The organism is Thermobacillus sp. (genome assembly GCF_003390775.1).
Lineage (GTDB): Bacteria > Bacillota > Bacilli > Paenibacillales > Paenibacillaceae > Thermobacillus > Thermobacillus xylanilyticus.
The window spans coordinates 1-21451 of record NZ_QEWA01000042.1; the positions used below are offsets into that span (position 1 = coordinate 1).

The 21451-nt window shown below is 61.9% G+C and carries 20 protein-coding genes and 4 pseudogenes; 10 read left to right on the forward strand and 14 right to left on the reverse strand.

Going from position 1 to position 21451, the window contains the following annotated elements:
• Positions 1-145 precede the first annotated feature (145 nt).
• A pseudogene (locus C6W55_RS12120) lies at positions 146-1279 on the forward strand (glycoside hydrolase family 2 TIM barrel-domain containing protein); the annotation flags it as partial.
• Here C6W55_RS12120 and C6W55_RS12125 read toward each other — a convergent pair.
• Both C6W55_RS12125 and C6W55_RS12130 read right to left on the reverse strand, forming a co-directional pair.
• Complete coding sequence (locus C6W55_RS12125; protein WP_286892791.1) at positions 1266-1619, reverse strand: nucleotidyltransferase family protein; 354 nt, start codon at positions 1617-1619, stop codon at positions 1266-1268. The pseudogene C6W55_RS12120 and the gene C6W55_RS12125 overlap by 14 nt on opposite strands.
• On the reverse strand, positions 1616-2011 hold the full coding sequence (locus tag C6W55_RS12130; RefSeq protein ID WP_286892792.1) for a nucleotidyltransferase substrate binding protein: 396 nt from the start codon (positions 2009-2011) through the stop codon (positions 1616-1618). The genes C6W55_RS12125 and C6W55_RS12130 overlap by 4 nt, the downstream gene beginning before the upstream one ends.
• 174 nt (positions 2012-2185) lie before the next feature.
• Between C6W55_RS12130 and C6W55_RS12135 the strand changes: the two genes are divergently transcribed.
• Positions 2186-2479, forward strand: a complete 294-nt coding sequence (locus C6W55_RS12135) for a hypothetical protein (RefSeq protein WP_286892793.1) — start codon at positions 2186-2188, stop codon at positions 2477-2479.
• Between the two features lie 7 nt (positions 2480-2486).
• Here C6W55_RS12135 and C6W55_RS12140 read toward each other — a convergent pair.
• Positions 2487-2639, reverse strand: a pseudogene (locus tag C6W55_RS12140) (winged helix-turn-helix transcriptional regulator); the annotation flags it as partial.
• A gap of 25 nt (positions 2640-2664) precedes the next feature.
• Between C6W55_RS12140 and C6W55_RS12145 the strand changes: the two are divergent.
• The 4 genes and pseudogenes from C6W55_RS12145 to C6W55_RS12160 all read left to right on the forward strand — a co-directional run.
• Complete coding sequence (locus C6W55_RS12145) at positions 2665-4506, forward strand: ABC transporter permease (protein WP_286892794.1); 1842 nt, start codon at positions 2665-2667, stop codon at positions 4504-4506.
• 13 nt (positions 4507-4519) lie between these two features.
• The gene (locus C6W55_RS12150; RefSeq protein ID WP_286892795.1) at positions 4520-5392 is read left to right on the forward strand and encodes an ABC transporter ATP-binding protein; all 873 of its coding nucleotides are present in this window, start codon (positions 4520-4522) and stop codon (positions 5390-5392) included.
• Between the two features lie 14 nt (positions 5393-5406).
• Positions 5407-6204: an ABC transporter ATP-binding protein gene (locus C6W55_RS12155; protein WP_286892796.1), complete on the forward strand. Its 798-nt coding sequence runs from the start codon at positions 5407-5409 to the stop codon at positions 6202-6204.
• Positions 6120-6419: pseudogene (locus C6W55_RS12160) on the forward strand (VOC family protein); the annotation flags it as partial. The gene C6W55_RS12155 and the pseudogene C6W55_RS12160, both read left to right, overlap by 85 nt.
• A 7-nt stretch (positions 6420-6426) precedes the next feature.
• Here C6W55_RS12160 and C6W55_RS12165 read toward each other — a convergent pair.
• The 4 genes from C6W55_RS12165 to C6W55_RS12180 are packed head-to-tail and all read right to left on the reverse strand — an operon-like array spanning position 6427 to position 10307.
• Positions 6427-7542, reverse strand: coding sequence for a GerAB/ArcD/ProY family transporter (locus tag C6W55_RS12165; protein WP_286892797.1), 1116 nt, complete (start codon positions 7540-7542; stop codon positions 6427-6429).
• 5 nt (positions 7543-7547) lie between these two features.
• Positions 7548-7727, reverse strand: coding sequence for a hypothetical protein (locus tag C6W55_RS12170; protein WP_015255623.1), 180 nt, complete (start codon positions 7725-7727; stop codon positions 7548-7550).
• A gap of 7 nt (positions 7728-7734) precedes the next feature.
• Complete coding sequence (locus C6W55_RS12175; protein WP_286892798.1) at positions 7735-8898, reverse strand: Ger(x)C family spore germination protein; 1164 nt, start codon at positions 8896-8898, stop codon at positions 7735-7737.
• Entirely contained in the window at positions 8898-10307 is a 1410-nt protein-coding gene (locus C6W55_RS12180; protein WP_286892799.1) for a spore germination protein, read from the reverse strand. The genes C6W55_RS12175 and C6W55_RS12180 overlap by 1 nt, the downstream gene beginning before the upstream one ends.
• Positions 10308-10458: 151 nt before the next feature.
• Between C6W55_RS12180 and C6W55_RS12185 the strand changes: the two genes are divergently transcribed.
• A complete protein-coding gene (locus tag C6W55_RS12185; RefSeq protein ID WP_286892800.1) occupies positions 10459-10797 on the forward strand; it encodes a c-type cytochrome in 339 nt (112 codons plus the stop codon).
• Positions 10798-10846: 49 nt separating this feature from the next.
• On the opposite strand, the gene C6W55_RS12190 is transcribed toward C6W55_RS12185, so the two are convergent.
• Positions 10847-11218 (reverse strand): helix-turn-helix domain-containing protein, encoded by a 372-nt coding sequence (locus C6W55_RS12190; RefSeq protein WP_286892801.1) that lies wholly within the window; start codon positions 11216-11218, stop codon positions 10847-10849.
• Positions 11219-11235: 17 nt separating this feature from the next.
• Between C6W55_RS12190 and C6W55_RS12195 the strand changes: the two are divergent.
• A pseudogene (locus tag C6W55_RS12195) lies at positions 11236-11520 on the forward strand (VOC family protein); the annotation flags it as partial.
• On the opposite strand, the gene C6W55_RS12200 reads toward C6W55_RS12195, so the two are convergent.
• Genes C6W55_RS12200 through C6W55_RS12215 form a run of 4 tightly spaced genes read right to left on the reverse strand, consistent with a single transcriptional unit; the run spans position 11517 to position 15487 of the window.
• Positions 11517-11729 (reverse strand): hypothetical protein, encoded by a 213-nt coding sequence (locus C6W55_RS12200; protein WP_286892802.1) that lies wholly within the window; start codon positions 11727-11729, stop codon positions 11517-11519. The pseudogene C6W55_RS12195 and the gene C6W55_RS12200 sit on opposite strands and share 4 nt — an antisense overlap.
• Before the next feature lie 6 nt (positions 11730-11735).
• Positions 11736-12815, reverse strand: a complete 1080-nt coding sequence (locus C6W55_RS12205) for a GerAB/ArcD/ProY family transporter (protein ID WP_286892803.1) — start codon at positions 12813-12815, stop codon at positions 11736-11738.
• On the reverse strand, positions 12812-14014 hold the full coding sequence (locus tag C6W55_RS12210) for a Ger(x)C family spore germination protein (protein WP_286892804.1): 1203 nt from the start codon (positions 14012-14014) through the stop codon (positions 12812-12814). The genes C6W55_RS12205 and C6W55_RS12210 overlap by 4 nt, the downstream gene beginning before the upstream one ends.
• A gap of 15 nt (positions 14015-14029) precedes the next feature.
• A complete protein-coding gene (locus C6W55_RS12215) occupies positions 14030-15487 on the reverse strand; it encodes a spore germination protein (protein WP_286892805.1) in 1458 nt (485 codons plus the stop codon).
• Positions 15488-15713: 226 nt separating this feature from the next.
• On the opposite strand from C6W55_RS12215, the gene C6W55_RS12220 reads away from it, so the two are divergent.
• Entirely contained in the window at positions 15714-16859 is a 1146-nt protein-coding gene (locus tag C6W55_RS12220) for a cation:proton antiporter (protein WP_286892906.1), read from the forward strand.
• A 74-nt stretch (positions 16860-16933) separates the two neighbouring features.
• Here C6W55_RS12220 and C6W55_RS12225 read toward each other — a convergent pair whose 3' ends face one another.
• Positions 16934-18094 (reverse strand): family 8 glycosyl hydrolase, encoded by a 1161-nt coding sequence (locus C6W55_RS12225; RefSeq protein WP_286892806.1) that lies wholly within the window; start codon positions 18092-18094, stop codon positions 16934-16936.
• Positions 18095-18142: 48 nt separating this feature from the next.
• A complete protein-coding gene (locus tag C6W55_RS12230) occupies positions 18143-19432 on the reverse strand; it encodes an endo-1,4-beta-xylanase (protein WP_286892807.1) in 1290 nt (429 codons plus the stop codon).
• Between the two features lie 359 nt (positions 19433-19791).
• On the opposite strand from C6W55_RS12230, the gene C6W55_RS12235 reads away from it, so the two are divergent.
• Positions 19792-21354 carry a response regulator transcription factor gene (locus C6W55_RS12235; protein WP_213485754.1) on the forward strand — a complete coding sequence of 521 codons (1563 nt, stop codon included), beginning with the start codon at positions 19792-19794 and terminating at the stop codon, positions 21352-21354.
• Positions 21355-21451 lie beyond the last annotated feature (97 nt).

A 21451-nucleotide genomic window follows, 5' to 3' on the forward strand; every position in this document is an offset into this window, starting at 1 on the left:
TTTTCGGATTTTTTCACGATGTAGTGCCTGTGGACAAGTCGGAAAAACCGCGTCAAATCTGGAATTCAGTTATCCATAGCACCCAAGAGGGTGCCTACTTTTAGGGGCTTACTGTCGAACCCGGGTTCCGGATTCTGCTGCAGGCTCCGGCAGAGACTTGCAGCTCGTCACCGGCGTCTACTTCGAAGGCAAGCGCATCCGCGAGACCCGGATGTCCGTCGAACGCGCGCGGTTCGGACTCGAGCTCGACCTGCGCAGTGAAGAGGCCGGCGAATGGAAGATCAAGCCGTGGCATCCCGATCATCCCAATCTCTATGATGTGGAATTCGTGTTGCTGGCGGACGGCCGGGAGGCGGACCGCGTCCATTCCTATTTCGGCATGCGGAAAATCTCCATCGAGAACGGCAAGATTCTGCTGAACAACGCGCCGATCTACCAGCGGCTGCTGCTCGATCAGGGCTATTGGGCCGATACGCACCTGACCCCGCCGTCGGAGGAAGCGATCCTCGAAGACATCGAGCATACGCGCCGGCTGGGCTTCAACGGCGTGCGGAAGCATCAGAAGATCGAGGATGCCCGCTATCTCTACTGGTGCGACCGCAAGGGGCTGCTCGTCTGGTCCGAGATGGGCGCGGCCTACGAGTTCCACGACGAGGCGGTGGACCGTTTCACGCGCGAATGGCTCGACCTGGTCCAGCAATTTTACAATCATCCGTGCATCATTACCTGGGTACCGTTCAACGAATCGTGGGGCATTCCGCAAGTCTTTACGGACCGGAAGCAGCAGCACTTTACCGAGTCGATCTACCATCTGACCAAGACGCTCGATCCGTACCGCCCGGTCGTGGTGAACGACGGCTGGGAGCACACCGTGTCCGACATCATCACGCTGCACGATTACGAAGAGGACGGGGACCGCTTCCTGGCGCGGTACAGCCTGCGGGACGACATTCTCGGCAACCGCATTCCGTTCAACAACGGCCGTTACGCCTTCGCGCGAGGGTACGAATACCGCGGCCAGCCGGTCATCATCAGCGAATACGGCGGCATCGCCTTCAAGACGGATGCCGGGTGGGGCTACGGCAACCACGTCAAGGACGAAGAGGAGTTTATCGAGCGCTATCGCAAGATTACGAACGCGATCAAGGCCACGCCCTACGTCTGCGGGTTCTGCTACACGCAGATCACGGACGTGCAGCAGGAGACGAACGGCCTCTTGACCGAAGGCCGCAAGCCGAAGGTCGATCCGGACAAGATCCGCGCCGTCAATTTGGCTTGAATTTGTTGACTGTCGACAAACCCTGTCGGCAGTCATGTTTATAGATGCTGATGCCGACGCGATCAATGTGTTCGATGAGGTTTTGGCGGGACAGCGAATGATAGTCCACGACATCCACCTTGTAGGGGATGGGAAGTTCCTCGTTCAACCACGCTTGCAAATTCAGGGCCACATCGGGCAACGGCCGGTCGCCTTTGATGGCCAGGTCAATGTCGCTGCCCTTCTTGTAAGTTCCTTTGGCTCTGCTGCCAAACAGAACCACTTCGCGAATCTGCGGATACTTGCTGAAGGATTCCAACATCAGCCGAAAAGACTCCGGCGATACGCCATAGGTGTTCATCGATCCATCCCCAGCCGGCCGTGCACTTGTTTCAAAGCAGCTGTAAAGCGGTCACGAATGAGCCCAAATGCCAATTCCGCCATGCTCTCATCGTAGGTGTGCGCCATTACATTCCGCTTTTGCAACATATCCAGCCAGAGTTCACCGTCTTCGATCAGGCCATACCGGAACGCCTCTTTGATGACATCCCGCGGGAAATTGGCATCGATGCCGCGTTCTTCCATGTAATCTTTCAATGTTTTCCAGGCGAGTTCAAAAGTAAATTGATAGTATTGAATTGCACCGGCTCTCTCCAGCTCGGACAAATGCTCTGCAGTCAACGCTTGCACGAGCTTGTCCAGTGCTTTGTCAAAATTTTCGTATCTTTGCTTCCACCGGATATCGGCAGACATTGCGGATCGCCCCATTCATATAGGTTCCAACACGATTATAGCATGAAGGCCATGATAACTTGCACGGCCGGAAAAAGTCGATCACCCTCGAAGCGTGCTGTTTGTTCAAAATTTTGTTTTGTCCATCGCGTTCCCTCGCCTGCGGGCGGTTTTTCATCCCATGCTTCGCTTCGCTTGCTCGAGCAATCGGGCGACGTAGAGAGCGGCTGTCTGTACGGAGAGGCGTACGAAGCGCTATACGACTCGTTCGGGGAGATGGAACTTGCGGTTCTGTGCAAGATCGTCTTCCGTGAAGCATTGCGCGGCGGGACGGCGGATCTGGCGGACAACATCCGGGAGTGCGAAGCGACGGAACACGAGTGGCAGCACCATCTGATCGAATATATGGAACGGCTGGACGACCGGCGGATCCGGACGGTGGACGAATGGATCGGCCGCATCGATTACGAAGACATCAGCTTTTATTGACCCCGCTTCAATGCCGGATGCCCCACTTCGCCGCCCACAGGTTCATCGCCTCGATCACCGTATGAAAATCCCGGCCTTTCTCGGTGAGCGAATATTCCACGGTCACCGGGACGGTCGGGAACACCTCGCGGCGCACGACCTCGTTTTGTTCCAGCAGGCGCTCTGGCAGCCTTGACGAATCCCGGATGAGAAGGAGACGGAAGAACGGCCATGTTCGATCAGTTGATTACGGCCTGGTGATCGGCAACTTGTACATGCTGACCGCGATCGGCATCACGCAGATTTACGGCGTGGCCGGCGTGGTCAACTTTGCCCACGGTTCGGTGTATATGGCGGGCGCCTATATCGGGTGGATGGCGATAACCTGGCTGCACTGGCCGCTCGTTCCCGTGATCTTGCTCGTGCTGGCCGGCAGCGCCCTGCTCGGTCTGGCGCTGGAGCGGCTGGCGGTCCGGCCGTTCGCCCGGGCCGGCAGCACGATCCTGCTGCTGACGACCATCGCCGCCGGGCTCATCATCGACAACGCCGCCCAGGTGATCTGGGGGCCCCAGACGCAGGCGCTTCCCAATCCGCTGCCGCAATGGCACATCCGGCTGGGGGCGGGCACGGTGTCGCTACTCGATCTGTTCATTCTGGCGTGCGGGGTCGGCACGGCGCTTCTGCTCCATCTGTTCCTGTACCGCAGCCGCGCGGGCTGGGCGGTGCGGGCGACGGCCCAGGACCGCGACGCGGCATTGCAGATGGGGATCAACGTCAACCGGGTAAACCGGTATTCCTTCGCGCTCTCCGGCGCTTTCGCCGGCCTCAGCGGACTGTTGGTCGGGCTGTACTTCAGCAACATTTACCCGACGATGGGCGCCTCGGCCACCCTCAAGGGAACGACCGCCGCGCTGCTCGGCGGACTCGGGAACGTGCCGGGCGCCATTCTCGGCGCCTATGTGCTCGGCATCGCGGAGACGTTCAGCGTGGAATGGCTCGGTTCCAGCTACCGCAACCTGGTGGCGGTGCTGCTGCTGATCGCGGTGCTCCTGTTCCGGCCCAACGGGCTGCTCTCCGGGCGGCGGGCGCTCAATCCGGAGCCGACCGCGGGCACGTTCATACCCCATGGCCGCCCGCTTCGTTTTCCGAGGTGGCTGATTCCGGCTTCCGCGGTGCTCGCCGCGGCGCTGCCGCTGTTCGTGGCGAACCCTTATGCGCTGCAGGTGCTGGCGATCGGCTGGGTGTTCGCCCTGATGGCGGTCAGCCTGAACCTGATTTCCGGCACCACGGGGCAAATTTCCCTCGGCCACGCGGGATTCGTGACACTGGGCGCCTACGCTACCGCGATCCTGACCAGTCGGCTCGGCCTGCCGTTCTCCGTGTCGTTGCTCGTATCGCCCGTCGTGGCGGCGGTGATCGGCGTCCTGCTGTGCTACCCGGCCCTCCGGCTGCGCGGCCAATACCTGGCCATCGCCACGCTGGGGCTCGGCGAGGCGATTTCCCTGATCGCGCTCAATTGGGATTCGGTGACGCAGGGGCCGCTCGGCATCAGCGGCATTCAGCCCGCCGCGTTCTTCGGCTACGAGATCTGGTCCGCGGCCGGCGTCTACTGGCTGGACCTGGCGGCGCTTCTCGCCTGCGTCTGGGCCGCGCACCGGCTGTCGCGCTCCCATCTGGGCCGGGCGCTGCGCGCCGTGCGGGAAGACGAGGTGGCGGCGCGGGCGTTCGGCATCGGCCTGGCCCGGTACAAGTCCATCGCGTTCGGGGTGAGCGCCTTCTTCGCGGCGGTTGCGGGCGTGCTGCTGGCCCACTCCTATTCCTATATCGCGCCCGACACGTTCACATTCGCGCTCTCGATTCAGGTGCTCACCATGATCATCCTGGGAGGACGGGACAACGTGGGCGGCGCCGTGATCGGAGCCGTCATCCTGATCGTGCTGCCGGAGACGATCCGGTTCCTCGGCGAATACCGGTACATCCTGTACGGGCTTCTGCTGATCGGGATGCTGCGTTTCCGTCCGTACGGACTGCTCAATTCCACTACGTGAAGGAGGCGGCGCCGTGAGTCTGTTATCCGTGCGCGGCATACACAAGCGTTTCGGCGGCCTGCACGCCTTGAAGGGCGTCAGCTTCGAGCTTGAGGAAGGGGAGACGGTCGCCCTGATCGGCCCGAACGGCGCCGGAAAGACGACGCTGTTCAACCTGATATCGTGCGAAGACCGCCCGGACGACGGGGAAATCGTGCTGGACGGGCAGCGCATCGACGGGCTGCCCGCCCATCTCGCCGCGGCGCGCGGGCTGGCCCGCACGTTCCAGAACGGGCGCGTCTTCGGCAATCTCACCGTGCTGGAAAACGTGCTGCTCGGCGCCCATACGCGGCTTGAAGATTTGACCGGCCCGGGTTCCCGGCCGGGCGAAGGGGTGCTGACGGCGCTGCGGGAAATCGCCTGGAGCATTATCCAGCCCCGCCGTTTCCGCAGGATGGAAGCCGAGCTGACGGAGGAGGTCCGGGACATTCTGTCCTTCTTCGGCGACCGGCTGCTTCCGAGGCTTCACCAGCCGGCTTACTCGCTCTCCTACGCCAACCGCAGGCGGACGGAGCTGGCGCGGGCCCTCGCCCTTCGCCCGCGGGTGCTCCTGCTCGACGAACCGACGGCGGGCATGAACCCGACGGAGACCGACGAAATGTCGGAAGTGATTCTGCAGCTTCAGCGCCGGGGCCAAAGCATGCTGTTGATCGAGCACAAGCTGGAGCTCGTGATGGCGGTCGCCCACCGGGTGGTGGCGCTCGATGCCGGCGAGGTGATCGTGTCCGGCACGCCGGAAACGGTGCGTTCCGACTCGCGGCTCATCGAGGCTTATGTCGGCAAAAAACAGGACGGGGTCGCCGCCGCAAGCGCCGGCGCCGTGCTTGAACCGTCGTTGCAGGCGTGAAAGGGGGAAGCGGGATGACAGCGGTCTTGAGGCTGGAAAACGTGAACACGTTCTACGGGGCGGTGCAGGCGCATTTTGATCTGTGCCTCGACATTTACCCCGGGGAAATCACCTGCCTGCTCGGCGGCAACGCCTCCGGCAAATCCACCGCGATGAAAGTGATCTTCGGGCTCGTCAGGCCGCGCTCCGGCCGCGTGCTGCTCGCCGGGGAGGACGCGACGCAGTGGGGTACGCCCCGGCGCGTCGCCTGGGGGCTCCGCTCCGTGCCGGAAGCGCGCCGCCTGTTTCCGTTCATGACCGTGCGGGAAAATCTGCTGCTCGGCGCCTATCTCCGCAAAGACCGCCGGCAGGTCGCGGAAGACCTGGAACGGCTCCTCGATTTGTTCCCACGGGTCGGGGAACGGCTGAACCAGGCCGCGGGCACCCTCTCCGGAGGCGAGCAGCAGATGGTCGCCATGGCCAGGGCGCTGCGGGGCAAGCCGCGCGTGCTGTGCATGGATGAGCCGACCATGGGGCTTTCTCCCCTGTGGGTCGACCGGGTGCTGGAACTGGTGCAGACGATCAACCGGCAGGGCACGACCGTGTTCATGGTCGAACAGAACGCGCGCGCAGCGCTGCAGGGCCGCCGCAGCCCCATCCGCTCGGATACGGGCGCATTGACCGGCTGGAAGTGGTGTTCCCGACGCTTGAGGAAGGGGAGGCCTGCTTCCGCGACGGCTACGGCCTTCGGCGCGTCGGCGAGCAGTCGGTCTGCCCCAGCCGCCAGGGGGACCGCGTGTTCTTTCCGCTGTCCGACGGGCAGCTCGAGGTGATCGCGCCCAACTCCGCGGACAGTCCGCTGCAAGATTTCGTCACCCGGCGGGGATACGGCCTGCGGGGCGTCGTGCTCACGGTGCCCGATCCCGACGCGGCCGCTGGCGCGCTGGAAGCGAGGGGCGTCCGCTTCACCCGCTCGTCCGCGTCGGGCGCCGTCCAGATCGATCCGGCGGAAGCGGCGGGTGCACGGCTGATTCTCATCAAAGGTTGAAGGTTTGTTACTTCCGCGTTCGGCCGGAGCTGTAACGGTTGCCGCTTCCCGGCCCGCGGATGCGGGCGATGGCATAGATAAGCGCCGGCAGGACGATGAACATCGTGAACGACAAGGGGATGACGGACGTCGAGATCGTGTGCGTCATCTCCTGATAATTCGCCGCAACCCAGACGCCGAACAGCGTCAGCAGCAGGGCGACCGGGAACACGATCGGCCGGTAGTCGGCGAGGTTCATCCACTCCGCGGCGCCGATTACGGTGATGTAGAAGAACACGCAAATTTTCACGAAGGCGCCGAGCACCCAGATGGCCATGAACAGTGCCTCCAGATGGGTGAAAAATTCCGCCAGATCGATGTACCGCGCGAGGATCAGGAACGGGAACGAATAGCCGCCCGTCAGCTCGCCGAGCAAGAGCAGCGTCACCAGGTTGGACACCACCAGCGTCAGGATGATCGCGCCGAACGTGATCCAGAGGGTCTTCTTCGCATTTTCCCGATCGGAGACATGGGGGAGGAAGAACCACGCGATGGACAGCTCCCCGAACCAGATTTGCAGCACCAGCGAGCCTTTCACGGAAGGCAGAATCCCATCTCCCAGCACCGGCATCATGTACGTGATGTGCAGGTCCGGGATGATGAGCAGCACGATCAACAGGAACAGCAGGAGAAAAGCGGGGAGAAAAAGATCGGCGAAACGCCCCACGATCTCCACTCCGCCCCGCACGGCGAGCGCACACACCAGCACCAGACTGCCGAGCACGACGATGAGCGGGGTGTCGGACAGGAAAGCGCCGACGATGAACTCGCCGTATTCCCGCAGAATGATCCCGCTGATGTAGAGATAGTACAGCCAGAGCGCGGCCCCGATCACCAAGCCGGGCAGCCGGCCGACGGTGTCCCGGAGGGTCTGGATGACGCTCCGATCGGGAAACAGCCGGTTAAGTCCAAGCACGACCGGCACGGCGATGACGCCGCTGAAGGCCCAGACGGGCGACAGCCACAGATCCTGCCGCGCGAAGTTGAAGGAGATGCCCGACGCGGTGAGAATGGCCGTGGGGGTGATGGCGAGATAAATCATCTTGCCCATCTGAAGGGCGGAAATTTTCCCTTTTTCGATCATGGCGCCTATCCGCTCCGTTTCGCGCTCAGTTGTTCGATCATGACGACCGCCGGCCGGAACATCCAGTCGACCATCCGCGACGGTCCCGGCATCCGCGGGTTGTATGCGAGCGCGGCCGCCAGCGCGACGCCCGCAAGGGTCAGGACGAGGGCGGCGATCCGCTCCCTCGTCATGCGCTTCTTCATGCGCGGCTCACCTCTGCTCCTGCCTGAAAAAGTTCTTGCCGATCAGACCCGGTCTAGCGATCCGCAAGTCCGTCTCCAGCCGGACTTCCACTTCCGGGAAAATTTCGTCCCAACGGTCCGCGTTCGCTTCCCAGATTTTCGGGTACTTCCGGTAGAAGTTGTCAGCGAACTGGAAGATGTCGGCTTTGAATTCCTTTTGGGCCTGCCCAAGCGCCATCTTGACGCGGGTATTGACGACTTTCTCCAGTTCCTTTTCCACCTTCCCGATATGGTCCGGAACCGACAGATCCAGATCCGACGTGTTTTCGACGATGTCGTCCTGGCCGGTGATCCGGACGGTCATGATCCAGCGCCCGCCTTCGATCTTCGGGATCAGCCGCGTTTGGCTGCGGTGCAGATGCAGCGAGACGTACCCGTCGGACTGCTCCGGCGAGACGGTCACGGTCGCCTGCTTGATCTCATTGCGCAGCCACATGATGCCCCGGGTGACGTCCTCGTTCACTCGCCCGATCATCCTGCCGTTCTTGATGACCGACACTCCCTGGATATACGGGAGGGACTGCTTTTCGCCCTGCTCCTCGCGGATAACCACGATCGGCAGAACCGCCGCCTTCGATTTGCTGATCAGCATCTGCGCCAGATCCATCATTGTGATGTTCAGTCCGGTCTGCTGTTCGGCCATGTGGACGAGCGCGTCCGCGACCGAGCGTTCGATCGACGGAGAGAGCAGCAGCCCATTTTTCGCCGGACCGTCGCAGACGAACACGTGGGCGCGTTCCCTCGACGCGATGTGCCGCATCAGGAAGTCCATCGGCGCCTCCAATCCCGCTCTCGCCATGCGCTCGCCGAACAGGAACACATCGGTCTGCCCCCAGAACACCTTGCGGGATATCTTCTTCTGCAGCCGGGAGGCCGCATCCGCCATGTTGATGCCCGTCACGGAGCGGACGACCGATGTTCCCTTGTTGCCGTCGGGCTGTCCCGACATCGAGTTGCCGTTGCCGCCGCTCGGCGATGTCAGATAGATCTTCACGGACAATTCGATCCGTCCGTCTTCCGTCAAATCTATGCCGGCCGCCGTAATGATGGCGAGATCGTTAACTTCCCGCGCGTTCCAGCAGCCGGCGGCGAGGATCGGGAAGACGAGCAGAAGGAGACGGATTCGCCGCATCATTTCGCTCTCCTGTTCAGCATCCAGCGGGGCGCCCGCCACAGCACGTCCTTGAGCCCGCGGCTTTGCATCGGCGCGAGCGGCGTCATGTAGGGAACCCCGAAGGAGCGGAGATTGAGCAGATGATTCAGGATGACGATCACCCCGAGGATCATGCCGAGCAGGCCCATCATGCCCGCCAGGAACATGATGGGGAACCGGAGCAGCCGGATGGGAATGCCGATGGTGAAGCGGGGTGCCATGAACGACGCGATGCCCGTGATCGCCACCACCATGACCATCGGCGCGGACACGATGCCGGCCGAGATCGCCGCCTGGCCGATGACGAGGGCGCCGACGATGCTGACGGCCGAGCCGATCTGCTTCGGCAGCCGGGCGCCGGCTTCGCGCAGCGCTTCGAACATCGTCTCCATCAGGATGGCCTCCATCAGCGCGGAGAACGGGATCTGTTCCCGCGACCGCGCCATCGTGAGCATGAGGGTGGTCGGAATCATCTCCTGATGGAACGACACGACCGCCACATACAGGGACGGGCCGAGCAGCGAGATCGCGAGAAAGAAATACCGCAGCCAGCGAATCGCCGTGCCGACCACGTACCGCTCGTAGTAGTCCTCCGGCGTCTGCAGCAGCGAGAAAAACGTCGCCGGCGCGACCAGCACGGTGGGCGTTCCGTCGACCATGACGACGACGCGGCCCTCCATCAGATAAGCGCTGGCCACATCCGGCCGCTCCGTGCTGAGCATTTGCGGGAAGGGGGAATACCGGTTGTCCTCGATCCATTCCTCGATATACGAGGTCTCCAGCACATCCTCGATCTCGATCCGATTCAGCCTGCTCATGATTTCCCGAACCAGGGACGGTTGTGCGATACCCTCGATATAGATGACGGCGACCGGGGTTCTGGAACAGGTTCCGATGTGGAGGGTGACGACTTTCAGCTTCGGGCTCCGGATCTTGCGCCGCAGCATGGCGATGTTCGTCCGTATCGTCTCGATGAAGCCTTCGCGCGGCCCGCGCAGCACCGATTCGGCCGTCGGCTCCTCGACGGAGCGCTGCTCCCAGGAGGACAGGCCGAACACGAGCGCCGCGTTCTGGCCTTCGACGAGAAGCACCGGATTTCCGCCGGAGATCTTCTCCACGGTTTCTTCGATCGTGCCGCAGGTTTTCACGGATGCGACGGTCGTCTGATTCCGGATATCTTGCAGCGCAGGGTTCGGGCCGGGACCGTCCCGGAGAGGTGCGACGACGTGCTGGTCGAGCTCTTCCAGCCGGATCAGGCCTTCAATATAGACCAGCAAGGCCGGGGTGTGGCCGCCGATGACTATGTCATGGAAGACCACATCGGAGCAGTCGCTGTAGACGGCGCGCAGCCGCCGCAGATTTTCCCGCAAATGATTGGAGAGTTTCATCGCCATCCCCTGCCGTGTGCGTTTGGTTCCATTGTTTGCATGCGGGGCGTGTTTTATCCAAGGTGCCGCGTTCACAAGATGCTCGTTTGCTGAGTGGAAACATGTGCCGTATAATACGTGGAAATGAGCCATGGACAAGGGGGATGCGGCAATGGCGGGAAGAAAAGGATGGCTGGCCCTGCTCCTGCTCGCCGTCGGACTGACCGCATGCGGCGGAGAAGGCGGGAACGGGACGGAGCAGGGGAAGGCGGACGAGGCGGACCGGGCAGTCGCCGAGGGAGAGCGGCTGTACATGAACCGGTGCATGTCCTGCCATGGCGGCGAACTGGAGGGGGGCTTCGGCCCGGAGCTGCGGAATGTCGGGGAGCGGATGAGCTGGGAAGAACTCGTCGGCGTGATCCGGGACGGCAGGAACAGCATGCCGGCGTTCAGGGACCGGCTGACGGATGACGAGATCGAGGCGATCGTCGATTGGATGAACAAGCAATGACAGCGGGCATACGTCCGCTGTCATTTGTTTTTGGTGCATGGAGCCGCATTTACCGGCTGACCGCCGCTTGCCGGCAGGCGGCCGGCGGCTGGCCGAGGACGGCCTTGAAATCTTTGATGAAATCGAAATAGCCGAGCTGCAGGGCCAGCTCCGTGAGCGACGTCGACGCGTCCTTCTCGATCCGCTCCGCCGCTTCCTGCAGCCGGAACCGGCGGATCACCCATTTCGGCGTGACGCCGACATAGCGCTGGAACAGGCGTTGCAGCTGCCGGATCGACAGCCCGGTCAGCTCGCAGAGCTGCTCCACCCGGACGATGGACCGGTCGCGCATCACCTGCTCCACGATGCGTGCGGCCTGTTCGGCCTGCGCGTCGGGATCGGGCAGGCGCGCGAGCAGGAAGTCCTCCGCCTGCCGCGCCATCGCTTCGTCATCGCCCGCTCGGCGCGACGACCCCCCAGTTCAAGACGGTGCTGCCGCCGGGAGACGACACGGCCTGCTATTCGCTGGGCCTCTATGTGCCGGATGTCGACCGGGTGGTGCAGCTGGCCGTCGAACACGGCGCAGTGGTCCGCGAGCCCGCCATGGATTTTGTCTCCGGGGACCGTTACGCCAGCATTCTGGACCCGTTCCGCGTCCGCTGGAGTATCATGTCGCGCGTCGAGGATTTGTCCGAGGAGGAAAGTTTCCGCAGAGTAAGCGAGTGGAGCAAGCGTTTCAACTAGCCGGAGAGGAGCGATATCGCCGCGTCGATGATCCGTCCGATCAGAGCGTTCAGGATGATCGGGCGGCCGGATGCGATGCTCGCCCAGAGTCCGAACCCGGCCAGGGATACCGCTGTGAACACGGCGGTGTCCCTGTACATTTTTTTGCGGATCAGCCAGGCCGCCTGCAGGACGATGATCGGCGCCAGCACGATGTACAGCACCCACATGTACGGTCAACTCCTTCGGCCGCGGCTTTGGATTGCGCGTCTGATGCGCAAGGACAGCAGCATCAGGGAAGGAATGAGAATCGTATAGAAACTGTCATAGGCGATCGTGATCTTGTTACTCAATATCCGGTTCTGGATCGGGTTCTCATAGATGACGACGGCGGCGGCGGAGAGCAGGATGGAGAGCGCCACGAGATGCGGCCAGCGGGCGGCCGGCCTGGACAATTCACGGATCGTTTCGAATGCCGCATAGAGCAGCACCAGCAGTTTGATGAATATCAGCGTGATCAGGATGACGATCAGCACGGAATGGATGTTGACGATGATTTTGCCGAATTCCACTTCCTGGAAGATCGTATAGATCGGATAATGGATCCGGCCCGCGCGTTCCGGTCCCAACAGACCGGTCACCATGAACACCACCAGGCTGATCGACATCGCCGCGCTGGCCAAGCCGAGCAGCAGGGCGCCCGCGGCTCCCGACCGGACCTTCGGATAGAGCATCATCAGCGCGAACGTCTCCATGAAAGGAAAGCCCATAAGGGACGTGAAGCGGAAGATCTCCCACGGATTCTGGAACGCGGGCAGCAACCGTTCCCAGTCCCAATCCACCGTCGCCAGCATCAGAATGGTCCAGAACGGAAAGACGAGGAACGGCGTGACGATCCCGTTCAGCCGCCCGATTGTTTCCGTTCCCTGGACCACCGTATAGCTGGCAACGAGCAGAAACATGACATGGAACATCGAAGGCGGCGTTCTCGGCATGATCGTCACGTTCATGAAGTCGCTCACGTTGCGCAGCGCCCATGCGCCGATCATGCAGAACCAGAGCAGATAGAGAATGCCGACGATCACGCCCGCGGGTCCCCAGGCCTCCCGTGCGATCTGGACCGGACTTTTGCCCGGGGAAGACCTGAGCAGCAGAATCCACAGCAGCGCGGCGAGCATGCCGTATGCGCCCGCCCACAGGGGCATCAGCCAGGCGTCCCGTTTGCCTCGTTGTATGATCTCGTTGATGGTCACGAACAGCGTGGTGCCGAGTGTGAAGTTTACCGTGAGCAGATAGAACTGCGCGCGAGAAATCATGGCTCTCCCCCTGCTCCGTCATAGAGTCTGCCCAGGTTGCCCATTCCCCTGAGCCGGGTCTCGACTTCGATCTTGATCTCCGCCTCGCTTGCCGCCTGATCCGGATCCGGAAGGTTCGGCGCCTTTCGGTGCAGCAGGCTGCGGATGCGGAGCAGATCCCAGCCCTTCCTGCGGGTTTTGTCCACGAAGGTTGTCAGCTCTTCGGCGAAGACCTGGTTCAGATGCTGTTCCAGTTTTTTGAGCTCATCCAGCGTCTGCGGAAAATATTCTTTCATGGCGATGGTGGAGAACTCGAGCCGGAGCCGTAGCCGGACGACGGGCTTGCCGGCTTTCCAGTCCAGCCGCCGCTCCATGCGCTTGGTCTTCATGATCACCGTGATGTGTCCCCCGCGAAACGGAAAGCGCCGCACGAATTGCCCTTTCTCGCCGATGAGCACGTGGTACATGATCAGATCGTTCTCGTACAGGCGGCCGACCATCCGGTAGTTCTCGATGACCGCTCCGATTGCTCTGCGGCCCAATTTGAGCTGGTTCCGGTTCGCGTTGATCTCCGCTTTGACATCCCAATTGCTGTGATCGCCTGTCTTCGGAGTGGCGGAAATCAACGGGATGACGATCAATTCCTCCCTTTCCGTCCGCTCGATGACATCCCGGAGTTCGATCCTCCGTCCTGTCATCATTGCGTAATCGTGCAGCAGATTAAGCCGGGAAGTGATGGCATCCGCCGGGTTCCAGTCCAGGGGGGTGAACGTCCGCATCACTTCGTCAATCGATCCGTCGACGACCAGCAGCGGGATGGAAGTCCGGGCGTCCGGCTGAAGTTCGGAGAAATTCAAGAAATCCCGCATCCCCTGCTTGGCGGCGCGCTCGGAAATCAGGACGGCCTTGGTATGATGAAGGAACATTCTTCTGGGCAACAGCTTGTAGAAGGTCACCTGCGCTTCCGCCAGCGACTTGCCGCTTGCCGCATAGGTATAGACGGGAGCTTGCTCGCCTCCCGGGGCGCCCTGGGCGGAAGCGCCGGTGGCCGGGTTGATGACCTGCAGGTAAACCGTATAGATGCCGCTCTCCGGGTCCCGGTCCAGTCCGGCCAGGCTGACGAGCGACAGGTCGTTGATTTCGACTTTGTCCCAGCAGGATGTCAGCAGTGCCGCGCACAGCGCGAGGACCGCCGCCGCGGCGCGTTGTCGGCGTGACATGCCCATTCCTCCCGGTTACTTTCGTTTCAGCCGCCGGATGGACGCGGGGAGAAGGTTCGGTTTCATCGAGGGACGGGGCGCGCGTATCAGTACATCGCGCCAGTCGTCCTTGCTGGCCGGCGCGAGCGGGGTCAGGTACGGGACGCCGAACGATTTCAGCGACACCAGATGGGCGAGCAGGAACAGCGCGCCGCACAGGACGCCGAACAGCCCCATGAACCCGGCCAGCAGGATGAATGTAAACCGGAGCAGCCGCTGCGACATGCCGAAGCTGTACACCGGCACGACGAAGTTGGTGATGCCGGTCACCGCGACGACGATGACGACCGCGGCGGAGATCAGCCCCGCTTCCACGGCCGCCTGTCCGAGGACGATCGCGCCGACGATCGACAGCGCCTGTCCGACCGCCCTCGGCATGCGCAACCCCGCTTCCCGGATGATCTCGAACACGATCTCCATCAGCAAGACCTCCAGGAAGGCCGGCAATGGCACGCCTTCCCGCTGGGCGGACAGGCTGATGAGCAGTTCAGTCGGGATCAACTCCTGATGAAACGTCGTGGCGGCGACGAACAGGGAAGGCGCGAAGACGGCGGCGAAGAACGAGATCAGTCGGATCCAGCGGATGAACGTCGCGATGTCCGCCCGCTGATAATAGTCTTCGGCCGAGTTGAACAGCTCGTGGAATGTGAGCGGCGCGATCAGGACGAAGGGCGTGCCGTTCACCATGACGGCCACCTTGCCTTCCAGCAGGTGGGCGGCCGTCTTGTCCGGCCGCTCGGTGTTCAGCAGCGTCGGGAAAGGCGTCAGAATCCGATCCTCGATGTACTCTTCCACATAGGAGCTCTCCAGCACGCTGTCCGTCCGGATGGCCGCCAGCCGGCTTCTCACTTCCCGAACAAGCGTTTCCGGTGCGAGGTTCTCCATATAGACCATCATGACGGTCGAACCGCTCTGACTGCCGATCGTCATCTGTTCGAACCGGAGCGACGGATTGGCGATGCGCTTGCGGATCAGGCCGATGTTGATCCGGATGTTTTCCGTAAACCCTTCGTAAGGACCGCGGATCGTCGGTTCGGTCCTTGGTTCATCGACCTGGCGGCCCGGCGCATTGTACGTGTCAATGAGCCAGAGCCGTTCCCGCACGGCGTCGATCAGCACGCATTTGCCGGTGATAACCGCCTGCAACACCTGTTGCCGCAAGGTTTCATACGGCGCCGTGAACGGCAGTTCTTGAATATACTGGTTGCCTGAAGCTGCCGGTCCTTCGGCAAACGCGTTTTGCTGAACGGAGCTTACGATGAACTCGTCAATGGTCCGCTTGTCGACCAGCGAATCCAGATAGATGCATTGCACGATGCGGTCCCCGTCCGGGATCAGGGAACGGCAGACCAGATCCGGGGGAGACCCGAGCATCGTCTGGATGTCGCCGGCCAGATCGGAACCGATCGAACGGCCTTTTGTTCTTCTTCCCATCGCCGGACCTCCGGATGACATTGTTCCGTGCGCGCGGCGGGGCCGTCTCCCTTGGAGAAGGCGTCAACCGCTTTCTTGACTGTCAGGACGAGGTAATCTATAATCTTCACCGTGCGCGAAAACTTCATACGGAAGATTTGGGAGGAGCCTGTCACCGACGGGCTTCTCTTTGTATTATGATAAATTATGGAAGGAGAGGAACGATTTGGATTTTATATTGGAGGCCATGCTGCAGCTTGCCATCATCGTGGCGGCAGCAAAGCTTGCGGGGGAGCTGGCGATTCGTCTGGGCCAGCCTTCCGTGCTGGGCAAGCTGCTGGCGGGTGTCCTCGTCGGGCCGGCCGTGCTTGGATGGGTGGAGCCGTCCCATTGGGTCGAGGTATTCGCTGAAATCGGCGTGCTGCTGCTCATGTTTCTGGCCGGCATGGAGACCGACCTGAAGATGTTGAACGAGAACCGCACGTCCTCGCTGGCGGTGGCGACGGGGGGGATTCTGTTTCCGCTGCTGGGGGGGTACGCCGTCGGGTTGTCGTTCGGACTCGATTCCGCTCATGCCATTTTCCTCGGGCTGCTGCTGTCGGCGACATCCGTCAGCATCTCGGTCCAGACGTTCCGCGAGCTGGGGAAACTGGGCGGCAGGGAAGCGACGACGGTGCTGGGCGCCGCCATTGCGGACGACATCCTGGTCGTCATCGGACTGGCCGTGGTCCTCGGCCTGCTGGCGTCCGGCGGGGTCAGCCTCGCAACGGTGATCGGCCTGATGGCCGCGTTCACCGTCGTGGTCGTCCTGATGGTATGGAAAGGCATTCCGTTCCTGCTCCGGCAATCGGCCCGTCTGTCGGTCACCGAGCCGGTGCTGAGCGCGGCCATCGTCATCGTGCTGCTGATGGCCTTCGCCGCGGAATATTCGGGGATGGCCGGCATCATCGGCTCGTTCGCCGCCGGACTGGCCGTGTCCCGCACCGAGTTCAAGGAGAAGGTGGAGCGGGGGGTCGAGCGGATCGCCTACCCGGTATTCGTTCCGGTCTTCTTCGTCAGCATCGGCCTGCATGTCTCGTTCGACGGTCTGGCCGAACAATGGCTGGAGCTCATCGTCCTGTCCGTCCTCGCCGTGCTGACGAAGCTGATCGGCGCCGGGCTGGGCGCCCGCCTCACCGGTTTCAACCGGAAGTCCTCCCTGATTATCGGTTCGGGCATGGTGTCGCGCGGGGAAGTGGCGCTGATCATCGCGTCGCTCGGACTCGGGAACGGGCTGGTGCCGCTTGACCTCTATACGACGGTCATTCTGGTCGTCGTCTTCACGACGCTGGCCGCGCCGCCCATGCTGAAATGGACGCTCCGGGAACCGAAGGGCGCGGTCGAGCGGACCTGAACCTTACGGTTCGCAAGAGCAAGGATGACAAAAAGCCGGCTTAATGGCCGGCTTTTATTGGTATCAGCGGTGCGTTACGACCCGGACGGCATCCAGATCCGGTAATTTCCGGTCAGCGCCAGCATTGCGAAGAAATAGAGGCAATTGTCATAATAGCGCCGATTGCCGGTGCGGACGGGCGTCCGCCAGAACAGCTCGACCGCCCGGCGGGCATGCGGGCCGTCCGCCGCCAGCGACGCCATCGCGTTCGTCGCGATCAGGCCGGTCGGATGAAGGGCCGGCTCGTCGAACGGCTCGCCCGCGATGGTGTACCGGCGCAGATCGGCCGGATCTTTGTCCGCGAAGAACGCCTGGATCAGGTTCGCTTCCTTCACGTTCCACGGGTCGGCGCGGAACCATTCCCAGTCGAGTCCGATATTCGCCGCCACGCGGTACGAATCGCTGAAGAAATGGCCGAAACCGCGCACATGGTTCGGCGTTCCGTCATAGAACGCATACTCGGGCGCCAGGCCGGTGACGGGATGGCAGGCGGTCTTCAGGAATGCCCGGCTCGCCTGCGCCGCTTCCCGCCAGAACGCCCGGTCTTCGGGATAAGCCCACAGGGCGAACAGTTCGTAGAAGTGGGGCAGATGGTAAGACGGGTCGGTGAACTCGCAGTTCGGGATGAATTTGATCAGCTTGTTGTCCGGGTTCCACATCGGCCGGCCGACGCCGTCCTCGCCTTTGTGCAGGCAGGTGCGGAGCAGATCCCGGGCCTGGCGACCGTAATCGAACATGCCTTCGCCGTCGCCCCAGCGGTGCGAAGCGAAGAACAGCGCGAGCGCGAAATATTCTTCGCCGTCCGGAGCGGGGCCGTTCGAGTTGCGCGAACCGTCCGGCAGGCAGGACCAGGCGAAATACCCCGCATGCTCGCCTTCCGTCATGTACATGTAGGTCATCGCCCAGCGCCAGATCCGGTCGAAAATATCTTTGCGGTCCATCTGCACGGCCATCATCATGCCGTACGACATGCCTTCCGTGCGGACGTCGAGATTGCCGGTATCGAGCAGGTAGCCCATATCCGGACCGGCTTCATAATAAATGCGCGTCTCGGCATGATCGCCGTTCTCGCCGAACAGCTGATCCCATGTGTCCTGCAGCCGCCCCGCGGCTTCCTGTTCCGATGCAAGTCCGTACTCTGCTATGACGTTGCGGTATTGTCCGGTATGAAACGCCCCTTGCTTTGCTTCCGTCATTTCGGCATGCTCCTCCAGTGGAATTCAAATGTGTCATGTTCAAGTGCGTCAAGACTTCGCCGCTTCGATGGCGGCCCAGAACGCCGGCTTGGCCTGCAGCTGCCTGTCGAACAGGAGCGGCGCGTCCGTCCGGCCCTGAACGGGGAAATCGTGCAGCCACGTGTGGCTGTCCGCGATCCCCCAGAAGACGACGGCGCTCACGAGGTCCCGGTTGTCCCTGAACGCTTCGAAAAATTCGCGGTACCGGTCGGCCTGCTTCTGAATCACGGCCTCGGGAATGTCGTCGCCGTAATCGCTGCGGTTGTTGTACGCGTAAATGCTCATGTCCATCTCGGTGACGATGTTGTCGAGGCCGAGCCCGGCGAACTTCCGCATCGACTCGATCAGCGAATCGGCGGACGGCCAATCGACATTGACGTGCGTCTGATGGCCGACCCCGTCGATCGGCACGCCGCGGTCCAGCAGCTCTTTCACCAGCTCGTAGAGCCGGTCGCGCTTCGCCGGTTCGTTCGTGTTGTAGTCGTTGATGTACAGCTTCGCGTCCGGACCGGCCGCTTCGCGCGCGGCGCGGAACGCCGTCTCGATGTAGTCGATTCCCGCGATCTGGTACCATTCGCTGTTGCGGAGGCCGCCCGGGTCCGACGGCTCGACCACTTCGTTCACGACATCCCACGATTGGATGTCGTCCTTGAAATGTTCGACGACGACGCGGATATGGTTCTCAAGCCGCTCGAGCAAGAGTTTTTTGTTCTCCTCCCGCTTCGCGGGATCGGTCTCGTCCGTCATCCGTTTGCCTTCCCGGTCATGGAAGAACCAGGCGGGCGTCTGCTGATGCCAGACGAGCGTGTGGAACCGCAGCTGCATGCCGTTCTCCCTGGCGAACTCGACGATCCGGTCGGCCTGCCCGAAGCGGAACTGGCCTTCCGTCGGCTGCAGCAGCATCGGCTTCATGACGTTTTCGGCCACGAGCATGTTCACGTGCTTCTTCAGCAGTTCGGCCATGGGACCTTCCGTCTGTTCCGGCGTGATGGCCGCGCCGATCGGGAAATCGTCGGCATACGCTTCGGCCAGCGACGGAATATCGGTCTGGACGGCCGGTTCCGTCGGTTCAACCTTAGCTGCGGCCTCTTCTTCCGCGGCCGCCGCATCGCTCTCCGCATCGGCGTTCTCCCGCGTCTGTCCGCCGCTGCCCGCCTCTTCCTCCATAACCGGGCCGCTTGCCGCAGCATCCGGCTCTCCGGCATTGCGCGCCGAGCAGCCGAGCGCCAGCAGCAGCAATACGGCCGCGAGGAGCGCCGCGCCGCTGCGCGCGGCTTTCGGTCTGCCGCCTTGCCTCATCTTACCGCCCCTCCGGATCACTGACATCATGCCTGTGAAACAGAAATTAGGAGTTGGAAATCTGTTGAATGAAATGTACAATGATTTTCCCGGGATGTAAATTGAGTCTTAAATTTTTGCTATGAAAACTATATTTTTTCAAGTTCCGTCCACCCGTTCATTTCTGTAAACTGAAAAGAAAACGGCATGGGCGAAACTTTTGTGAATGTAAGCGGTTACAGGTTGTGAGGGAGACCTACTTTTTAAACAGGCGGATATTTGTATCCGGCGAAATCGACGTTCTGCCGAACACCGGGGAAGAGCGCGCATGCGAAGTTGCGCAAACGAGCAAATGCAACGATGCGAAAGGAGCAACGGTCATGCACAAAGTATTGCTCGTCGATGACGAAGTCTTCGCGCGCACGGGACTTCGCGGCTTGATACCATGGAACTCTCTTGGATTCGAGATCGTGGCGGAAGCGGAGAACGGCGAAGAAGCGCTCCAGATGATCAGGGACGAGCAGCCGGACCTCGTCGTGACCGACATCCGCATGCCGGTGCTGGACGGTCTGGAGCTGATCCGGACGGTCAAGGAGCAGGAGATCGGAAATCCGAAATTCATCATCATCAGCGGATACAATGACTTCAAGTATGCCCAGCAGGCGGTCCGCTTCGGCGTGGAGGATTTCATCCTGAAGCCGATCGACGAGGCGGAGCTGGAGGACACGCTGAAGCGTGTTGCTGAATCGTTAAAGCGGGATCAGCTGCTGGAAGCGGGACATCCGGCCTTGCATCTGTCGCTGCTCGAGAGCCTGCTGACGGGAAGGCTGGATAAGCCGTACATCCCCGGCGCGGCGGCCGCCCTCGGCCTTCCCGCCGGCCGTGAGCTCTGCTACATCATTGCGGAAGTGAACGATGTCGGCGCGGAGGCTGACACGGAATCCGCCGACGCGGGCCATTGGAAGGCGGAGCTGATCCGGGCGGCGGCCGCATTGACGGGCGGCCGGGAACCGCTGCTGCACGAGCACGGCGAGTGGACCGCGGGCCTGCTGCTGCCGCTCGGCGAGAGCCTGCAATCGTGGGAAGCGGCGGCGGAGAAGCTGCGGCAGGCCGTCCGGCTGCGCGGCGGCGTCCTGCGCCTGTATGTGGGCAAGCCGGCCGGAACGCCGGAACAGATCCATCGCTCGTACCGGTCCGCCAAGCAGACGATGGATTACAAATATGCGCTTGACGGGCAGGCCGTATTGTCCGGCAAGGATACGGAAGGCCTGGCGCTCGTCCGGACGGAGCTGCCGTCCGATCTGTTCGACCGGCTGCTTCACGCGATGGAAGAGCGCGATGCCAACGCGGCGGAAGCGGTGCTCGACGAGATCTTCGACACGTTCCGCTCGTCACGGTTCGCTCCGGACGCGGTCGCGGCGTCGATTGCGCGGCTGATCCGGGCCGTCAACCGGACGGTGCAGGCGATGGACGGCGACGAACAGGCGCTGGCCGGCTGCACGGCGCTCGCCGGATGGCAGGAAAAGCCGATGACGCTGCAGGGGCTCAAGCGGCTTGCGGCAGCGTTCGTCGAAGAAGCGTCGGATTACATGGCGGAGCTTCGCAAAGAAAAGGCGAAAGGCTCGATCCACAAAATCAAACAGCACATCGAGCGCCATTTCCGCGAGAACATCAGCCTGAAGGTCATCGCGCAGCAATACTACATGAACCCGGTCTACCTGGGGCAGCTGTTCAAGAAAACGTACGGCGTCTATTTCAACGATTTTCTGCTGGATCTGCGCATCCAGGAAGCGAAGCGGCTGCTCCGCCAGACGGATATGCGCATCTACGAGATCGCGGCGGAAGTCGGCTTCAGCAATCCCGAGTATTTCGCGGCGCAGTTCGAGAAAGTCGTGAGCATGACGCCGAAGGAATACCGCACCGCCCTGACGTCGAAAACATGAAGAAGCACCGGAACAAAAAAACATATTGGAAAATTACAAATGTTCTATTGTTCTTCTATGGCGGTTCACGGTGCTTCATTCCTATAATGAAAGGGAA

Excerpts from the sequence above, each read along its gene's own strand:
- C6W55_RS12125 (WP_286892791.1), bottom strand. The coding sequence starts at position 1,619 with ATGAACACCTATGGCGTATCGCCGGAGTCTTTTCGGCTGATGTTGGAA.
- C6W55_RS12130 (WP_286892792.1), bottom strand. The coding sequence starts at position 2,011 with ATGTCTGCCGATATCCGGTGGAAGCAAAGATACGAAAATTTTGACAAA.
- C6W55_RS12145 (WP_286892794.1), top strand. The coding sequence starts at position 2,665 with ATGAGAAGGAGACGGAAGAACGGCCATGTTCGATCAGTTGATTACGGC.
- C6W55_RS12155 (WP_286892796.1), top strand. The coding sequence starts at position 5,407 with ATGACAGCGGTCTTGAGGCTGGAAAACGTGAACACGTTCTACGGGGCG.
- C6W55_RS12165 (WP_286892797.1), bottom strand. The coding sequence starts at position 7,542 with ATGATCGAAAAAGGGAAAATTTCCGCCCTTCAGATGGGCAAGATGATT.
- C6W55_RS12170 (WP_015255623.1), bottom strand. The coding sequence starts at position 7,727 with ATGAAGAAGCGCATGACGAGGGAGCGGATCGCCGCCCTCGTCCTGACC.
- C6W55_RS12175 (WP_286892798.1), bottom strand. The coding sequence starts at position 8,898 with ATGCGGCGAATCCGTCTCCTTCTGCTCGTCTTCCCGATCCTCGCCGCC.
- C6W55_RS12180 (WP_286892799.1), bottom strand. The coding sequence starts at position 10,307 with ATGAAACTCTCCAATCATTTGCGGGAAAATCTGCGGCGGCTGCGCGCC.
- C6W55_RS12185 (WP_286892800.1), top strand. The coding sequence starts at position 10,459 with ATGGCGGGAAGAAAAGGATGGCTGGCCCTGCTCCTGCTCGCCGTCGGA.
- C6W55_RS12190 (WP_286892801.1), bottom strand. The coding sequence starts at position 11,218 with ATGGCGCGGCAGGCGGAGGACTTCCTGCTCGCGCGCCTGCCCGATCCC.
- C6W55_RS12200 (WP_286892802.1), bottom strand. The coding sequence starts at position 11,729 with ATGTGGGTGCTGTACATCGTGCTGGCGCCGATCATCGTCCTGCAGGCG.
- C6W55_RS12205 (WP_286892803.1), bottom strand. The coding sequence starts at position 12,815 with ATGATTTCTCGCGCGCAGTTCTATCTGCTCACGGTAAACTTCACACTC.
- C6W55_RS12210 (WP_286892804.1), bottom strand. The coding sequence starts at position 14,014 with ATGTCACGCCGACAACGCGCCGCGGCGGCGGTCCTCGCGCTGTGCGCG.
- C6W55_RS12215 (WP_286892805.1), bottom strand. The coding sequence starts at position 15,487 with ATGGGAAGAAGAACAAAAGGCCGTTCGATCGGTTCCGATCTGGCCGGC.
- C6W55_RS12220 (WP_286892906.1), top strand. The coding sequence starts at position 15,714 with ATGCTGCAGCTTGCCATCATCGTGGCGGCAGCAAAGCTTGCGGGGGAG.
- C6W55_RS12225 (WP_286892806.1), bottom strand. The coding sequence starts at position 18,094 with ATGACGGAAGCAAAGCAAGGGGCGTTTCATACCGGACAATACCGCAAC.
- C6W55_RS12230 (WP_286892807.1), bottom strand. The coding sequence starts at position 19,432 with ATGAGGCAAGGCGGCAGACCGAAAGCCGCGCGCAGCGGCGCGGCGCTC.
- C6W55_RS12235 (WP_213485754.1), top strand. The coding sequence starts at position 19,792 with ATGCACAAAGTATTGCTCGTCGATGACGAAGTCTTCGCGCGCACGGGA.